Genomic DNA, 16,047 nt, shown 5'->3' with positions numbered 1-16,047 from the left:
TCACTCATTTTTGTAAGAGTAATTGCCACTTTTCTTTTCGCAGCTTTCAAAGTGGGAATAAACTTTTCACTTCAGCTTTTTACAGTTTAAACTGTTTCAGTGTATCGCTCAGCTGAAGCGCTCTCTTCTGCATCTGCTCTGAAGCATCCTCCAGTCTTGTAACAGCCTCCAGCTGCTTGTCTGCAGCGCCGTATACCTCCATGGAAGAGGAAGCCGTCTGTGCGGAAACTGAAGAAATGCTTTCCACAGAGCCAAGAGTCGCCGAGCGGTCGCTGTCCATATCCTTTACGCTGTCGTTAATCAGCTGCAAGGCTTCCAGCAGCCCCGACACCTGTCTCTCAATCTCCCGGAAGGAATCTATGGTTGCATTCACCGCATCCGACTGGGTAGCCACCACGCTTTCCGCCTCCTTGGCAATCTCGGACACCTTTCCGGTATTTTGAATCATTTCCTGAATAATTTTGGCAATCTCACCTGCCGCCGTAAGAGACTGATCCGCCAGCTTTCGGATTTCCTCGGCCACTACGGCAAAGCCTCTTCCACTGGCGCCCGCCCGGGCAGCCTCAATAGACGCATTCAGGGACAGGAGATTGGTCTGGGAAGCAATTTCATTAATTACTTCCACGATCTGGCCAATAGAACGGGTTTTCTGCTCCAGCTCATCCACGGCGCCGATTACCTCTCCCGTAATTCTGGTAGTAGAAACCGCGCTGGAGGTAAGTTCTCCCGTAGCATTCATACCCTGTGCAATACAAGCCTCTGCGGCGTCCGTCATCTTCAATATCTGTGCTGCGCTGTCCGTTACGCTTGTAATCTTGGAGGAAAGCCCATCCATCTGGTTTAAGCAGTCCGCCGAATCCTTGTCTAAAAGCTGTACTCCCTTTTCAATCTCCTGGATGGAATCCTTAATGTTTTTGGAGGTATCCATAAACATTTCCGAGGACTCCGATACCTCTGCCGCTGCCGTCGTCAGTTCTCCGCTGACCTCCTTTACATTGGTAAGCAGCTTTTTCATATGGGATGCCATGCCTGAAATCCCCTCCGTCAGAAGCCTGAATTCATCCTTTCTTCTGGACTGGATTTCCACTGTCAGATCGCCGTCGGATATCTTCTTCAGGCACTTTACAATTTTACGGATGGTTCCGCCAAAGCTTTTTGCCAAAACGCTGCCAAGGGCAAGGGCAATTATAACTGCAGCCACGGAAATGATAACTGTCAGGCGGCGGATATCTGCGGCCTGCGCCAGAATCTGGCTGTCCGGAACCAGCACGGCGATCACTGCCTCCCTGTCTCCCAGCGCCCTGTAGAAGAAATGGTAATCGCTGCCGTTGTATGACACCTGGCTTAAGCCGGCTGTGGCATCTCCTCCTGCTGACAGCGCAGAAACCGCATTCTGGTAAAAATCTTGTCCCGAGAACACCTTTCCTTCCTGTTCAATGACCTGTCCGTTCTCCATCAAAAATTCCCCGCCGTCACAAGTCACCAATCCTACATATGTACCTTCCCCCACATTTAACGCTCCCAGGCTGTCCTGCAGAATATTGTGGGCAAAGTCAATAATCATATAACCATTGGAGTCCACCATCTTTTTTACCAGACGCATGGAATACTTACTGCTGTCCACACCCAAAGCCCCATCCGCATCAGACTGGTTACCAAACAAAAGATATTTTGTGGCATTGGCCTGTGCCAGTTCTCCCTGAGGTGTAGCCACAAAAGCTTCATAGGCCTCTGTTCCGGTCAAATCCACTGTTGCAATGGGTTCCTCGCTCTGAGAAATAAAAAACACATTTGCAAGAAGGTCGTCTCCTGTCACAGCACGTTTGAATTCCGTGGTGGTCCGTCCTTTATAAACCACAGCATCTGTCATATTCCCTAAAAAATAACGCTTTAATTCGTCATCCTGCAGATAACTTCTGTAGCTTGCCTGCTCTGTATCCAGCACCAGATTCAAATAATCCTCCACCATCTGCATGGTCTGCTCTATAGAGCTTTGATAGCTGGAAAACACCGCGTTAGCCGCCATTTGATAAGAAGATACCCCCAGCGCCACAATGCAGATCACAGGCACAAAAAAGGAAGCGATCAGCTTAAATTGAATTCCGCGGAAAAACCCCACTGCGATTCTCTCCCTATTCTGCTTTTGCTTGTTTTGCTGCTTTTGCTTGTTTTGCCTGTTTTGCTGCTTTTGTTTATTTCTGTTAATTGATTTCATTTGTTCCACGTTTCTCTCTTTTTTACTATTTTCACTCATAGAAGAAAATCCTGTCCTTCCCGATTTCAGAAGCTATTTATCCTGCAAATCATATGATCATTTTACCACTATTGCGGCAATACTTCAATGACTTTCAAAGCCGCCTTCTGATTTTACCTTTCAACCGCTGCAGTGCATTATCCGTGGATTTCTCATCCCGGCCCAGCACCTTTGCAATCTGTGTATAGCTCATGCCCGTCATATACAAATCCAATACCTGTTTTTCAAAGGCGCTGAGTTCATTTTCAATGGTATTTTCCAGATAAGCCACCCTCTCCTTGTCCAAAAACACTGCCTCCGGATTTAATTCCGCCCGGGCCGCCAGCGCTTCAAACAGCCGCAGCTCCTCCTGATCCGCCTGCTGCCCGGGGGCGCTGTCCAGCGACACATAATTGTTCAGGGGAAAATGCTTCTGTCTGCCTGACGCCCGCACTGCAGTATACATCTGACGGCTGATGCACAAATCCGCAAAGGTGTAAAAGCTGGCATCCCTGCCGCTGTCATAATCCCGGACCGCCTTAAACAGCCCGATCATCCCCTCCTGAATCAGATCATCATTGTCGCCGCCCAAAATAAACATGGACTTCGCCTTGCTGCGGACCAGATTTTTGTACTTATTACAGATATAATCCATGATAGCCTGCTCTCCGTCTCTCAGGCGAAGAATCAGCTCCTCATCCCCGGCATTTCCATATCGCTCCGCTTCTGTCACAACGACACCTCCCGGCTTACGCCATTCTCTGTCTCACAATTTCATAGGCCAGCACTCCGGCGGCAACAGAGGCATTGAGAGAATCAATATTTCCCTTCATAGGTATGGCCGCCGTCATATCACACTTTTCCTTCACAAGCCGGCCCACGCCCTCTCCCTCACTGCCGATCACAAGACCGATGGGCCCTTTCAAGTCAAGCTGATACATAATGGTTCCCCCCATATCGGCACAGACAAACCAAAGCCCCTCCTTTTTCAGCGCTTCAATGGTCTTTGCCAGATTGGTCACCTTCGCCACAGGCGTATAGTTCAAAGCTCCTGCGGAGGTTCTTGCCACCGCCGCCGTCAGTCCCACAGCCCGGTTTTTGGGGATAATTACTCCATGGGCCCCCGCCAGATTGGCAGTGCGGATGATCGCGCCCAGATTATGCGGATCCTCGATATTGTCCAGAAGAAATAAAAAGGGAGGCTCCCCCTTCTCCTTTGCGGCCCGAAGCATGTCCTCCACCTGGGCATATTCATAGGCGGCTGCAACGGCGATCACTCCCTGATGCCTTCCTGTTTCCGACATCTGGTCCAGACGTTCCCTGGTCACATATTTGATCTGGCAGTCCCCCTTCGCCGCCTCCCGTTTGATGCTGAGAATGGGGCCGTCCTTACAGCCGTCCAATAAAAACAGCTTGTCTATGGTTTTGCCCGCCCTAAACGCCTCCAGCACCGCATTTCTGCCCTCTATGGTAAATTCCTGATACGCCATAGTTCTCTTTCCTTTCTCTCCTTTGCCTTTCCGCTCTTTTTCCGGCGCTTTCCCCACAGTCTCTACAGTGTATCCAATCCTGCAAGGGCAATTCCCCTGTGGATCAAAGCCAGCATCCTCTCCTGCCTGTCCGTCAGGTACAGATATCCCATAAGCGCCTCAAAGCCTGTGGCCGTCTTATACTCTGCCAGAGTTGCATTCTTTGCCGTGGTGTGGGGCTTTGCATTTCTGCCCCTTCTGTACACCGCCGCCTCCTCCTCGGTCAGCTCCGGCAGCAGCGCCTGTATTATCTCGGCCTGCGCCTTGGCCTTTACATATTTGACAGCGTCTCTGTGCAGCTGGTTGGCAGAGCGGTTGGCCCGCTCCACCACTACAGTGCGGATAACCAGATCATACACCGCATCTCCCATATAGGCCAGCGCCAAAGGCGAATAGGTCCTGATATCCTGATCCGCGCACGCAAAAAGCTTCTTGATTTGTCCCAGCAGATTTACGCTCTCTTCCATTTTACGCCCTCTCGTGTATCCTCCAGGATAATCCCCTTTTCCAGCAGCATTTCCCGAATCTCGTCCGCTCTTTGAAAGTCTTTGGCCTTTCTTGCCGCCTGGCGTTCCTGAATCAGCCGCTCCACGTCCTCCTCCAGCATTTGTGTCTTTCGGTTCACCATAAGGCCGCAGATATCAGAAAGCTGCTCGATTTCCTCCTTAAGCCCGGACAGAAACGCCCGGCTGCTTCCATCGGACGCCCAGGTATTTGCAAATTTTACCAGCTCAAATATAGCGGAAAGGGCATCCGCCGTATTGAAATCATCATCCATGGCCTCCTCAAATTTCAGCGCAAACCCCTGGGCCTCCTTCAAAAGAGCGGCCTCCTCTTCACTGGCCTCCTCTTTAGCAGCGTTTTCCAGCAAAAAGCGCAGATTATCCACGCTGGTCACAATTCTCTCATAACCGTTTTTTGCCGCCTCCATCAGCTCCGCACTGAAATTCAAGGGACTCCTGTAATGAGCGGAAAGCATGAAAAACCGAAGCACCTGCAGGTCATACTTCTCTCCCACCTCTCTCACCGTAAAGAAATTTCCCAGGGATTTTGACATTTTGCGGTTGTCAATGTTCAAAAAAGCATTGTGCATCCAATATCTGGCAAAGGTCTTTTCATTGGCCGCCTCGGACTGGGCAATTTCGTTTTCATGATGAGGAAATACCAGATCCTCCCCGCCCGCATGAATATCAATTTCATCCCCAAGATACTTTTTGCTCATAACAGAGCACTCAATATGCCAGCCGGGTCGTCCCTGGCACCAGGGAGACTCCCAGTAAGGCTCTCCCTCCTTTTTCGGCTTCCAGAGCACAAAATCCAGGGGGTCCTCCTTTTGATCCTCCCCGGACACCAAAAGAGTTCTGTTTCCCCCCCGCAGGTCATCCAGATTTTTGTGGGAAAGCTTTCCATAATCCCGAAAGCTTCTGGTGCGGTAGTACACGGTGCCATCCTCTGCCCTGTAGGCATGCCCCGTCTCAATGAGCTTTTCGATCATCTCAAGCATGCCTCCAATTTCCTGGGTGGCCAGGGGATGGGTGGTGGCCGGCTTTACATTCATGGCCTCCATATCCTTTTTGCATTCTTCAATATACCGCTTGGAAATCACATCTGCGTCCACACCCTCTTCGATGGCCTTTTTGATGATTTTATCATCCACATCCGTAAAGTTGGACACGTAATTTACCTCATATCCCTTATATTCCATATATCTGCGCACCGTATCAAATACAATCATGGGACGTGCATTTCCAATGTGAATCAGATTGTAAACCGTGGGGCCGCACACATACATCCTCACCCTGCCCGGTTCTATGGGAACAAATTCTTCTTTCTTCTTTGTCAGCGTATTATAGATTTTCATGCTCATTCTTCTTTTCCTCCGCTTTCTGATCCGTTTTCTCTTCCTGGTCCTTTTGCAGTCTTTTTCGCAGCAGCTTTATCTCCGCCTCCAAATCAAGCAGACGGTTGGTCAGCTGGGAATTTGCCATCTGCAGATTGGCAATATCCTCCCGCACAGGGTCCGGCAGGTCCGTCTGGTTCATGGTCTCCTGGGGAAGGGCCATGTTATTGCGCTTCACCACTCGTCCCGGTACTCCCACCACTGTGGAATTGGGGGGCACCTCGCTTAAAACCACGCTGCCCGCCCCTATCTTGGAATTATCCCCTATGGTGAAGGAACCCAGCACCTTGGCTCCCGCGCTGATCATGACATTATTGCCCACGGTGGGATGGCGCTTTCCGTGCTCCTTTCCGGTTCCGCCCAGCGTCACTCCCTGGTACAGCGTCACATTGTCGCCGATCACGGTGGTCTCGCCGATAATCACTCCATTTCCGTGATCAATAAAAAATCCCTTACCAATCTCAGCCCCCGGATGAATCTCAATCCCGGTCTTTCGCACTCCTCTCTGGGAGATATATCTGGCCAGAAAAAAATGCTTCTTCCTATACAATTTATGCGCCAGCCGATAGTGCATCATCACCTTAAAGCTGGGATACAAAAATACCTCCATAGAGGAGTGGATTGCCGGATCTCTCTCTCGTATAATCCGGATTTCCTCTTTTATGTTTGCAATGATCCCCATATTTCTCCTCGTTTCTGCGCCGCACTCCGCCCATCCCGGGTTTGCGGCAGCGCAGGCACAAACCCCTCCCTTGGGCCGTAATATGCAAAAGCCGCGGATAAATCCCGGTGTATCCTCACACCAGAGACGAATTTATCCGCGGTCCCACTCTGTTTAAGGACGATTCCCGGTCAAAAACCGGGCTGTCCCTCTCTCTTTTCGTTTAACGCACGCTTACGGGCCCGGATACCTGCCAGACGGCTCTCCCCGGACCGGCTCACGAATGCACTTCCTTCCCCTCCTGCCAAAGCCGCTTTCAGCCAGCGACGGCCTCTCTCTTTTGCAGTACCGGAAAAGTACTCTTTTCGCTCACAGCCCTTTTCCTATTTTTTATTATAAATTTTTATTATAAATTTCTGGTAAGCTTTCTAATAAACAGAATATGCAATCAGCCTGAATTTGTCAACTAAATTTTAGCGTTCTTCCTTCCACGCCTTGATTTTAAGAAGCCGCTCCTTCACCTGCTTTTCCGCGCCCTGTTCCGTTGGATGATAATATCTTGTGCCCTTCATGGACTCTGGCAGACATTCCATGCGGGTAAGCTTTTCTTTCGCATTATGGGCATACTCATAATTTTCTCCATAATGAAGGCTTTTCATCAGCTTGGTGGGGGCATTGCGAAGCTGCAGGGGAACCGGCTCGGCCCGCTTTTCCTTCATATCCCTTCTGCATGCCTCCACAGCCTGCAGCATGGCATTGGACTTTGGCGCCATGGACAGATAAGTAACCGCGTGGGCCAGATGCACGTCGCATTCCGGCATCCCCAGAAAATGGCAGGCCTGATATGCCGCCACCGCCACGGTGAGGGCCTGGGAATCCGCCATGCCAATGTCCTCGCTGGCGAAACGGATCAGGCGTCTTGCAATGTACAGGGGATTTTCCCCACCGTCCAGCATTCTGTACATCCAATAGAGGGCCGCATCCGGATCGCTGTTTCGCATAGACTTGTGAAGAGCGGAAATCAGATTGTAATGCTCCTCCCCCGCCTTGTCATAGAGAAGGGATTTCCGGCTGATGCACTGCTCCAGCTCCTCGTCGGTAACACGAATCGCGCCCTCTGAAAGAATTTCGCCGTTCAGCACAGCCATCTCCAGGATATTTAAAGCCGTCCTGGCATCCCCGTCTGCAAAAGCCGCAATGGCTTCAAGCTGTCTTTCTGTGATGGTTATATTTTGCTCTCCAAAGCCCTCTTTGGCCGCAAGGGCATGATGCAGTAATTCGGTAAGATTCTCCTTTGTCAGCGGCTTTAGCACAAAGACCCTGCACCTGGACAGAAGCGCCCCGTTGATCTCAAAGGAAGGATTCTCTGTGGTGGCTCCGATCAGCACAATGCTTCCCTTCTCCACAAAGGGCAGGAAGGCATCCTGCTGGGCCTTGTTGAACCGATGGATTTCATCCACAAACAGCAGGGTGCGCACTCCCAGAAACCGATTCTGCTCCGCCTGGGCCATCACCTCTTTGATTTCCTTGATTCCGCTTGTCACCGCACTGAAATTTATGAAATTGGAGCGGGTTTTTCCCGCAATAATGCTGGCAAGGGTAGTCTTTCCCACGCCCGGCGGCCCCCAGAAGATCATGGAAGAAATCTGGTCTCTCTCAATAAGCTGGCGCAGCATTCTGCCCTCTCCCAGCAGATGCTCCTGCCCCACAAAATGCTCCAGGGTTTTTGGGCGCAGCCTGCTTGCCAGAGGCGTGGTCTCATTCCGATTGTCAAAGAGAGACATCTGCTCCATATTTGAAGAATGGTTCATAAAAGCACCTTCCTTCCCGCTTTTGTGAAATCCGCTTTTAAGGCTTCTCAGACTCTTTTGCAGCCGCTGCAGCCCTCACATCCCCCTGAGGGCTCTCTTGCCGTCAGGTCATAGGGGCTGGTGAGCATACACACGGCCTGGGCGGAAATTCCTTCTCCCTGTCCCGTAAAGCCAAGGCCCTCCTCCGTGGTAGCCTTTACATTTACCTGGGAGAGGGAAAGTCCCAGCGTTCCTGCGATGTTTTCCCGCATGGCGTCAATATAGGGACGCATCTTGGGTGCCTGGGCAATAATGGTGGCGTCTATATTTTCCACAAGAAAATGATGCTCTGTCAGCAGCGCTCCCACCTTTTCCAAAAGCTTTATGGAAGAAATCCCCTTATAGGCCGGATCCGTGTCCGGGAAATGACTGCCGATGTCACCCAGCGCAGCTGCACCCAGCAGCGCATCCATGACGGCATGCAGCAATACATCCGCATCCGAATGTCCAAGCAGTCCCTTTTCCCAGGGAATCTTTACCCCTCCAATGATAAGGTCTCTGTCCTTTGTAAGCCTGTGCACGTCATAGCCCGTTCCAATTCTCATACGAATACCTCTTTTCTACGCTTTTTTCCGTTTAGAGAACGAAAAACCAAGACCCTTGCGCTCGTCCCTTCTTCCTCTGCTTCGCTCCTCACCTCTTCTGCCGTTTCTGCCCTGATCTCTCCTTGCGGCATCCCTGTCTCTGCCTCTTTGGGCTCCTTTTCTTCTGTCCTCTCCGGCGCCCTTTCGTTTTCCAAAGCGGCGGCTTTCTGCTTCATCCACTGCTATCTCCTGGCCTCTGTCGCCCACCTGATACTTTAACAGCACAGCAGCCAGGTCCAGGGCGTCGCAGTTTTCCTCCTCCATTTTGTGCAGCAGATATTTCTTCATCAAATCTATATCTTCATGCTCGTGAAGCTCCCATGCCTGCTCTAAAAGCTTGAACACCTTGGCCTTCATCACCTTGCCCGTACTCGGAAGCTTCCTTTCCTCCACTGTGGTACGGCATACTCTTTCAATTTCCCGAATCTTGTAAACCTCCCGGCCCGCCGCCAGGGTAAAGGAACGCCCTGTTCTTCCGGCACGTCCCGTTCTTCCGATCCGGTGTACGTAATACTCCACGTCCTGCGGAATATCGTAATTAATTACAGCCTCCACGTCGTCCACATCAATTCCTCTGGCTGCTACGTCCGTGGCAATCAAAATATTGGTGCTTCCGTTGCGGAAACGCTTCATCACCGCATCCCGCTGGTACTGGGACATATCCCCATGCAGCCCCTCCGCCTGATAGCCCTGGCGCTTCAGCACCTCGGAGAGCTCGTCCACCTTCCGCTTGGTATTGCAGAAAATCAGGCACAGCTTAGGCTGGTAGTATTCCAGCAGACGGATGCAGGCCGCATCCTTGTCCGAATTTTTAATTTTATAATAACGCTGAGACACAAGGGGGATGGTCAGCTCTTTGGCTGCCACCCGAATCAGCTTTGCGTTCTTCTGGAAGCGGTCCGTTATGTCCAGAATGGGCTTTGGCATGGTGGCGGAAAACAGCGCCGTCTGGTGCTCTCCCGGAATCTGTCCAAGAATCAGCTCCATATCCTCTCTAAATCCCATATTCAGCATTTCGTCCGCTTCATCCAGCACCACCATATTTACATGGTCCAGCTTTATGGTGCGCCGCCGCATATGGTCCATCACGCGCCCCGGTGTACCTACAATGATCTGTACTCCCTTAAGCCCGGAAATCTGCTTCCCGATCTCCTGGCCTCCATAGACAGGAAGGACTTTCACGCCGTGCATATACTTTGCAATTTTGCGCAGCTCCTCCGCCGCCTGAATGGCAAGCTCCCTGGTAGGACATAAAATCAAAGTCTGCAGTTTTTTCAGGTCCGGATCTATCCGCTGAATGGCGGGAATGCCAAAGGCAGCCGTCTTACCCGTTCCTGTCTGCGCCTGTCCGATAATGTCCTCTCCCGCCAGCAGGCTGGGAATTGCCTGCTCCTGAATGGGAGAAAGTTTTTCAAATCCCATCTCATCGATAGCGCGCAAAATACGTTCGTCCAACAAATTTTCCAATAAATTATCCACTGAAATCTCCTTATCCTTCCTTTTTCTATACATTTTTGCAGGAACACAAAAAAAGAGAAATCATCCATTTTCGTTAATGATCTCTCCAATCATTGTCTGAACATTGCATGTAAGTATAGCATGCCGTACCCAAAAATGCAAGCAGAAAATTCGTTTTTTCGATTCAGCAGTTATCATTCAGCGGCTAAAAAAGGAAAAGCCCTTCTTCTCATAAGGTCCGGCCTGTAGGGAAACTACCTGATATCCTGTGGCCGCTATGGTTTTCTTAAGCTTCTCTTCATCCAGAGGTTCCTCCGAAAGAATCTCCGTCTGTCCCTTCTTGTGGGAGGAGGAAACCTTTTTTACCTGAAATGCCCTTCTCACCGCATCATTTATATGAGCCTCGCACATGCCGCAGGCCATTCCGTCAATCTGCAATATGGTCCTTGTCATCCTGCACCTCCAAGTCCGCCGGGACAGACAGCATTTTTCCAATTACTGATACAACTTTATTATAGCAGACAGTCCTCAAAAATGCACCGCCTTTTTCTTTTCTGAATAATATTCTCAATAATCAGTTTAACAAATCTCAAACATTTTTTTAAACTTGCAAAAACAATGCGCCAGTATACTGAGTACAGAAAGACCTTCAAACATAAAAATCTGTCAGACAAAGTGGGTGAATGTAATATGAGCAATCTGCTCCACGATCTTTACGATGCAATGAAACGAAACGAAAAAGAGATGCTGATTGGGCGATCAGGCTCAACCCCGGAGGGAAAAAATGAAAAAGTCCGTTCCGGACAGAGCTATCTTTACAAAAAGTATGGAATGGAGAGCGAGGTCATCGAAATCCGTTTTCAAAAAAAGGGGACCGGTTCCCTTCTGAATCAGGCGCTGCTGACCGCCATGAAGCGGTATCCCTATTTCAGCACAAGGCTGGTCGAGAAGGACAAAGGAATTGGCAAGGCTTGGCCACATCAGCTGCGGATATCACTTGATCAATATCACCTATTATGAGTATTCAATCTATATCTCCTTCCACCATGCTCTGTGTGATGGGCGCGGCATTATGCCCTTTGTAGAAACACTGATTTATTACTACTGCGATTTAAAATATGGCAAAAAAACGCTGCCGGAAGGCGTTCGCCTCGCCGGGAGCCCCCTGCTTCCGGGAGAGACGGCCGATCCGTTTCTGCAGCAATACGATTTCGACCAAAACAAAGAATTTATCAATCTTTCCCGCGATGCTTTCGCAATTCTCGAAAACGTGGCTGTGGATGAGAGAACAAATTACCGTTACGAGGTCAGGCTTCCCAGTGTCCAGTACCTGAGCGTATGTAAAAAGAACAACGCAACTCCCGTAATTTTGCTTGCGCTGTTGATGAGCCGTGCAATTACAAAGCTGTACCCTGAATACGACAAGCCGATCAATGCCAATATTGCGGCCGATATGCGGGATGCTCTGGATGCACAAAACACCTTCAAAAACTGCGTGAAAAGCATGATCCTTCCTTATGGCCGAGAGTTTTCACAAAAGAGCCTTACAGAACAGGCTGCCGAATACCGGGCTCTCTTAGCCGCCCAGCGTGACAGGGACTATTGCCGCAAGGAAGCCAACGCTATGATAGGACTCTCAGACAAGCTGGACAGCCTGGGCTCCTATGAGGAAAAACAAAAGATTATGTCATTCTTTGAAGGAATGTCGCTGAATACATACATTGTCAGCTATCTTGGGAAATTTAATTTTGGTGAGAATGCGCAGTATATCTCCGATATTCACTTTTATAACTCCGGAACGACCGGTCTTGGCATCAACATGAGCTGCTGCGGAAATTTCTTTTTTCTGGACTTCAAACAAAATTTCCCTTCGGACAAATATGTGAAGGCTTTTTGTGTGGAGCTTGAAAAGCTGGGAATCGAGTATACCGCCAGCGGTAAAATTCCATTCATAACTCCCGGTGATTCTATCATTGCGAGGAAGTAGCAGTGCTTTAACTCTATCCGACCTCAAAAAAATAAAGCTCCAGTATTACCGGAGTGGATACCGGCTAACACTGGAGCCTGCATTGCTCTTTGTTCTGCCTGTTACAGGGCCGCTGTATGTGGTCAAGGCTTCTGGCTGCCACACACCCTTTATATTAAATTAAATCTGTCAAAAGTCTATTTACCGAACAAGTCGGAATGTGTTCCGGTTCTGTATAATATTAATTCGTTACCCTCTACACGATACACAAGCAGCCAATCCGGCAATATATGGCATTCTCTTTTACATCTTTATTCCTCCAAATCCGCAAATAAATCCTTTGTATTGGTGTATCTCTGCCCTGTTCCTTCTGTAAGAATTTTATCGCCCTCAGCAAATGCTGCTATTGTTTCGGCGTTCGGTTCATCCTCTCCTGCTGTCACACCCTGCAAATATGCCACAACATATCCGATTTTGTAATCTGGTACGGCATCTAATAATTGCATTGCTTTTTCTCTATCACTCATAATATTATACCTCTCTTTCATGTACATATAATATTCACAGTATCACTAATTCATAAACGGAACATCCGAAAAATTTTCCGTCTATTTTGATTGTTCTAGCTCTATTTCCACTAAATTTTCCAATCTGTCAAGGTCCGCAAGCGCCCTTAATAGACAGAGGGTATCAAAATCATTTACCGAGATTTTCAAAGAATTTTTTGCCCAAAAATAAACCGATTTGTGGTCGATTTATCTTTAGCAGCACTTGCATGGGATTCTCCTTTCCTGTGTATTTTTAGTTTTGATTACCTTCTTGATTACCTCATGTTTTTCTTTCTAAAAAAACAGCAATTTCAAACATAGAAAAAAGCCGATAAAATCAAGGATTCCACGGCTTTTCACGAAAAATCTTTAAATAGCGAGAGGGGGACTTGAACCCTCGACACTGCGGGTATGAACCGCATGCTCTAGCCAGCTGAGCTATCTCGCCATATAACCGGCCTTCACCGGAGTGGAACCTATAGGGCTCGAACCTATGACCCTCTGCTTGTAAGGCAGATGCTCTCCCAGCTGAGCTAAGATTCCATCTGTCGGCTGCTTCTGCAACCGACTTTATGATTGTACAATGTGTGGTTTTTTTTGTCAACAGCTTTTTTCATTTTTTGCAAAAAAGCTGTAACTATTCAGCCCGCGCCATTCGCAAAGCCGCGCCAAGGCGCTTTTTCGCTGTTTTGCAGCTGCCTTTGCTCATTATCGGGCGCTCCGCTCATAAGCTGCACAACAAGCAACTTCATGCAAGCATGATTTGCTTGTCATACAGCTTATGGCTGAATTATTACCTACATTCTCTCAGGCGCGCTGAAGCCCAGAACATCAATACAGGTTTCCAGGATGTCTCTTGTGAGCACCAAAAGAGCGATCAGCCCCTCTTTTTTGGTTTCGTCCTCCTCGCCCAGTATCTTTGTCTCATGATAAAAATGGTTAAAATCATTGGCCAGGTCATAAATATAAGCGCAAACCTTGTGGGGCGCCGTCTCCTGGCAGGCGGCCTGCATCATGGCGTTAAAACCGGCAAGCTGCATCATCAGCGCCTTTTCCGCAGCGTTTTCGGCCTCCCTCAGCGAGGTCTCCGCCAGATTCCCGCCCTGCTCCTTGTACTTGCTCAGTATGGACTTGATACGCACGATGGTATACAAAATATACGGGCCCGTATCCCCCTCAAAGGAGGTAAAGCGCTCCATGTCAAACACATAATCCTTGGATGCCTGATTGGAAAGATCGCCATATTTCAGAGCGGAAACCGCAACCATATCCGCTGCCTGCCTTGCCTCCTCTTCCGGCATGTCACGTCCTTCCCTGATCTTTTTATACATTTCTTCCTTGGTATCCCGAACCAGCTCCTCCAGACGCATTACGCCGCCCTCCCTGGTCTTAAAGGGCTTTCCGTCCTTGCCGTTCATAGTGCCGAAGCCTAAAAATTTCAACTCCGTCTCCGGTCCTACCAGCTTCGTCTTGCGGGCACAGCGGAATACCTGTTCAAAGTACAGGTCCTGGCGCTTGTCCACCACGTAGATCATCATATCCGGGTGATAAAGGTTTCTGCGCTCCAAAATAGTGGCCAGGTCCGTGGTATTGTAGAGGGAGGCTCCGTCCGACTTTAAGATCATACAGGGAGGTATTTCCTTGGTGTCCGTCTCCTCCTTCACATCCACCACCAAAGCGCCCTCGCTCTCGTGGGCATAGCCCTCCTCCTTCATGTACTCCACCATATCCGGAATCAAATCCTGCACATCGCTCTCGCCCTTCCACAGGTCAAATTCCACATTCAGGCTGCTGTAATTTTTCTTCAGGTCTGCAATGGAAACATCCATAATATGACGCCACAGCGCCCTGTAGCCCCGCACACCCTTCTGCAGCTTATAGGTGGCCTCCATGGCCCTTGCCTTGTAGTCCGGGTCCTCTTTTGATTTGGCGCTGGCCGCCGGGTAAATCTGTGCCAGCTGTGTTATGGTAAAGGGCGGCTCTGCGGGATACTCTCCCTGGTAGTTTTCGTCAAAATACACCAGATTGGGTTCCTCTTCCTCAAGCCATGTGATAATAAGGCCCATCTGCAGGCCCCAGTCTCCCAGATGCACGTCTCCGATCACCTCATGTCCTGCATAACGGCAGATACGCTTGATGCTCTCGCCGATCACCGCAGACCTGAGATGTCCCACATGAAGAGGCTTTGCCACATTGGCTCCGCCGTAATCAATAATAATTTTCTTCGGCTTCCCAGGCATAGCAAGGCCAAATTTGGGGTCTGCCTCCATATCCTTCAGATAGCTTAACAGAAAGCTTTCCGTAATCTTTAGATTCAAAAAGCCCGGAGCTGCTGCCTGCGCCTCCTGAAACACACTACTGTCCGCAAGCTGCTTTGCAACCTCATTCGCAATGGCGATGGGAGCCTTTTTGTACTGCTTCGCTCCGGCCATGGCGCCGTTGCACTGGTATTCACACAAATCCGGACGGTTGGAAAGAGTCACTCTTCCCAGGCTGCCGTCATAGCCGGCTGCCTGAAATGCCTTCTGCATCTCCTCTGTCAGCATATCCAAAATTTTTTTCATGAGCATCCTCCAAATCAAACATAATATGTTTACTATAGCGTAATTTTTGCCATCCCGCAATAGGGAAATGCTCAATCATTTTCCACCCAGGCCGCCAGCTCGCTGAAGCCCTCCGTTCCTCCTGCCACAAAAAGAATATCCCCTTCCCTGAAGGTGTACTCAGGCTTTACGCTGTCAACCAGTCCTCCTGCGTTCTCTACGGCAATGATATTTAGTCCGAAACGCCCCCTCAGATCCACCTCCAGCACCGTTTTCCCAATGATGCCCGCCGGCACTGCCATCTTGGATATATTGAGCCTTTCGCTCAGCTGGATATAATCCAGAACCTTGGATGTCTCAAGCCTGTGTGCCAGACGCACCGCCATGTCCTGCTCCGGGTAAACCACCTCCGCCCCAAGCTTTTTTAAGATTTCACCGTGCTCCATGCTGGTTGCTTTGGAAACCACCTTGGGTATCCCAAGCCCTACCAGATTTAACGTGGTCAGAATGGATGTGGCAATCTGTTCGCCGATACACACAATGGCCACGTCACAATTCTGGATTCCCGTTTCCATCAGGGTATTCTTATCCAGATTTCTCACCACAAAGGCATTTTCCGTAAGTTCCCGCATCTCCCGGATTTTTTCCTCATTTTTATCCAGCACCAGGATTTCCGCGCCGGAAGCGGTAAGCTCTGTAGCGAGGGCATACCCAAACCGTCCAAGTCCTATAATGCCGTAGGCTATCTCTTTTTTCTTAAACATACCAAACATAC

15 protein-coding genes, 2 tRNA genes, 1 pseudogene and 1 other annotated feature are annotated in these 16,047 nt (G+C 49.5%); of the genes and pseudogenes, 2 read left to right on the top strand and 16 right to left on the bottom strand.

Annotated elements, in window-relative coordinates:
• Positions 1–79 precede the first annotated feature (79 nt).
• The 10 genes from SHK35_RS11240 to SHK35_RS11195 all read right to left on the bottom strand — a co-directional run bounded on the left by SHK35_RS11240 (position 80) and on the right by SHK35_RS11195 (position 10,668).
• Positions 80–2,254 (bottom strand): methyl-accepting chemotaxis protein, encoded by a 2,175-nt coding sequence (locus tag SHK35_RS11240; RefSeq protein ID WP_318709818.1) that lies wholly within the window; start codon positions 2,252–2,254, stop codon positions 80–82.
• Between the two features lie 94 nt (positions 2,255–2,348).
• Positions 2,349–2,966 (bottom strand): RNA polymerase sporulation sigma factor SigH, encoded by a 618-nt coding sequence (gene sigH, locus SHK35_RS11235; RefSeq protein WP_318709817.1) that lies wholly within the window; start codon positions 2,964–2,966, stop codon positions 2,349–2,351.
• 16 nt (positions 2,967–2,982) lie between these two features.
• Positions 2,983–3,723, bottom strand: coding sequence for a 23S rRNA (guanosine(2251)-2'-O)-methyltransferase RlmB (rlmB, locus tag SHK35_RS11230; protein WP_318705530.1), 741 nt, complete (start codon positions 3,721–3,723; stop codon positions 2,983–2,985).
• Positions 3,724–3,785: 62 nt separating this feature from the next.
• A complete protein-coding gene (locus SHK35_RS11225) occupies positions 3,786–4,229 on the bottom strand; it encodes a Mini-ribonuclease 3 (protein WP_318705528.1) in 444 nt (147 codons plus the stop codon).
• On the bottom strand, positions 4,214–5,623 hold the full coding sequence (gene cysS, locus SHK35_RS11220; RefSeq protein WP_318705536.1) for a cysteine--tRNA ligase: 1,410 nt from the start codon (positions 5,621–5,623) through the stop codon (positions 4,214–4,216). The genes SHK35_RS11225 and cysS overlap by 16 nt, the downstream gene beginning before the upstream one ends.
• Entirely contained in the window at positions 5,610–6,344 is a 735-nt protein-coding gene (epsC, locus tag SHK35_RS11215) for a serine O-acetyltransferase EpsC (RefSeq protein ID WP_318705526.1), read from the bottom strand. Before epsC ends, cysS begins: the two co-directional genes overlap by 14 nt.
• A 119-nt stretch (positions 6,345–6,463) precedes the next feature.
• Positions 6,464–6,705 (bottom strand) — a binding site (T-box leader).
• 91 nt (positions 6,706–6,796) lie between these two features.
• The gene (locus SHK35_RS11210; RefSeq protein WP_318709820.1) at positions 6,797–8,116 is read right to left on the bottom strand and encodes a replication-associated recombination protein A; all 1,320 of its coding nucleotides are present in this window, start codon (positions 8,114–8,116) and stop codon (positions 6,797–6,799) included.
• Between the two features lie 65 nt (positions 8,117–8,181).
• Entirely contained in the window at positions 8,182–8,718 is a 537-nt protein-coding gene (gene ispF, locus SHK35_RS11205) for a 2-C-methyl-D-erythritol 2,4-cyclodiphosphate synthase (RefSeq protein WP_318709816.1), read from the bottom strand.
• 15 nt (positions 8,719–8,733) lie between these two features.
• Positions 8,734–10,236: a DEAD/DEAH box helicase gene (locus tag SHK35_RS11200; RefSeq protein ID WP_330628794.1), complete on the bottom strand. Its 1,503-nt coding sequence runs from the start codon at positions 10,234–10,236 to the stop codon at positions 8,734–8,736.
• Between the two features lie 177 nt (positions 10,237–10,413).
• A complete protein-coding gene (locus SHK35_RS11195) occupies positions 10,414–10,668 on the bottom strand; it encodes a heavy-metal-associated domain-containing protein (protein ID WP_318705524.1) in 255 nt (84 codons plus the stop codon).
• Between the two features lie 237 nt (positions 10,669–10,905).
• Here SHK35_RS11195 and SHK35_RS11190 point away from each other — a divergent pair, with 237 nt between their 5' ends.
• On the top strand, positions 10,906–11,235 hold the full coding sequence (locus tag SHK35_RS11190) for a hypothetical protein (RefSeq protein ID WP_318709815.1): 330 nt from the start codon (positions 10,906–10,908) through the stop codon (positions 11,233–11,235).
• A complete protein-coding gene (locus tag SHK35_RS11185) occupies positions 11,177–12,202 on the top strand; it encodes a hypothetical protein (protein WP_318709814.1) in 1,026 nt (341 codons plus the stop codon). The genes SHK35_RS11190 and SHK35_RS11185 overlap by 59 nt, the downstream gene beginning before the upstream one ends.
• Before the next feature lie 176 nt (positions 12,203–12,378).
• Here SHK35_RS11185 and SHK35_RS11180 read toward each other — a convergent pair.
• The 6 genes and pseudogenes from SHK35_RS11180 to SHK35_RS11155 form a co-directional block, all read right to left on the bottom strand.
• A pseudogene (locus tag SHK35_RS11180) lies at positions 12,379–12,483 on the bottom strand (type II toxin-antitoxin system mRNA interferase toxin, RelE/StbE family); the annotation flags it as partial.
• 9 nt (positions 12,484–12,492) lie between these two features.
• Positions 12,493–12,708 carry a hypothetical protein gene (locus SHK35_RS11175; protein ID WP_318705516.1) on the bottom strand — a complete coding sequence of 72 codons (216 nt, stop codon included), beginning with the start codon at positions 12,706–12,708 and terminating at the stop codon, positions 12,493–12,495.
• Between the two features lie 395 nt (positions 12,709–13,103).
• Positions 13,104–13,177, bottom strand: a tRNA-Met gene (locus tag SHK35_RS11170).
• Positions 13,178–13,199: 22 nt separating this feature from the next.
• Positions 13,200–13,272: transfer RNA gene (locus SHK35_RS11165), tRNA-Val, on the bottom strand.
• Between the two features lie 254 nt (positions 13,273–13,526).
• Positions 13,527–15,293, bottom strand: a complete 1,767-nt coding sequence (gene argS, locus SHK35_RS11160) for an arginine--tRNA ligase (protein WP_318709812.1) — start codon at positions 15,291–15,293, stop codon at positions 13,527–13,529.
• Between the two features lie 71 nt (positions 15,294–15,364).
• The gene (locus SHK35_RS11155) at positions 15,365–16,036 is read right to left on the bottom strand and encodes a potassium channel family protein (protein WP_318705005.1); all 672 of its coding nucleotides are present in this window, start codon (positions 16,034–16,036) and stop codon (positions 15,365–15,367) included.
• Between the last annotated feature and the right edge of the window lie 11 nt (positions 16,037–16,047).

Source organism: Candidatus Acetatifactor stercoripullorum (assembly GCF_944382095.1).
Classification (GTDB): domain Bacteria; phylum Bacillota; class Clostridia; order Lachnospirales; family Lachnospiraceae; genus Acetatifactor; species Acetatifactor stercoripullorum.
This window is presented reverse-complemented; position numbering and strand designations above follow the sequence as displayed.

Coding starts and splice junctions, on each gene's coding strand:
- SHK35_RS11240 (WP_318709818.1), bottom strand. CDS start 2,254: ATGAGTGAAAATAGTAAAAAAGAGAGAAACGTGGAACAAATGAAATCA.
- rlmB (WP_318705530.1), bottom strand. CDS start 3,723: ATGGCGTATCAGGAATTTACCATAGAGGGCAGAAATGCGGTGCTGGAG.
- SHK35_RS11225 (WP_318705528.1), bottom strand. CDS start 4,229: ATGGAAGAGAGCGTAAATCTGCTGGGACAAATCAAGAAGCTTTTTGCG.
- cysS (WP_318705536.1), bottom strand. CDS start 5,623: ATGAAAATCTATAATACGCTGACAAAGAAGAAAGAAGAATTTGTTCCC.
- epsC (WP_318705526.1), bottom strand. CDS start 6,344: ATGGGGATCATTGCAAACATAAAAGAGGAAATCCGGATTATACGAGAG.
- SHK35_RS11210 (WP_318709820.1), bottom strand. CDS start 8,116: ATGGAGCAGATGTCTCTCTTTGACAATCGGAATGAGACCACGCCTCTG.
- ispF (WP_318709816.1), bottom strand. CDS start 8,718: ATGAGAATTGGAACGGGCTATGACGTGCACAGGCTTACAAAGGACAGA.
- SHK35_RS11195 (WP_318705524.1), bottom strand. CDS start 10,668: ATGACAAGGACCATATTGCAGATTGACGGAATGGCCTGCGGCATGTGC.
- SHK35_RS11190 (WP_318709815.1), top strand. CDS start 10,906: ATGAGCAATCTGCTCCACGATCTTTACGATGCAATGAAACGAAACGAA.
- SHK35_RS11175 (WP_318705516.1), bottom strand. CDS start 12,708: ATGAGTGATAGAGAAAAAGCAATGCAATTATTAGATGCCGTACCAGAT.
- argS (WP_318709812.1), bottom strand. CDS start 15,293: ATGAAAAAAATTTTGGATATGCTGACAGAGGAGATGCAGAAGGCATTT.
- SHK35_RS11155 (WP_318705005.1), bottom strand. CDS start 16,036: ATGTTTAAGAAAAAAGAGATAGCCTACGGCATTATAGGACTTGGACGG.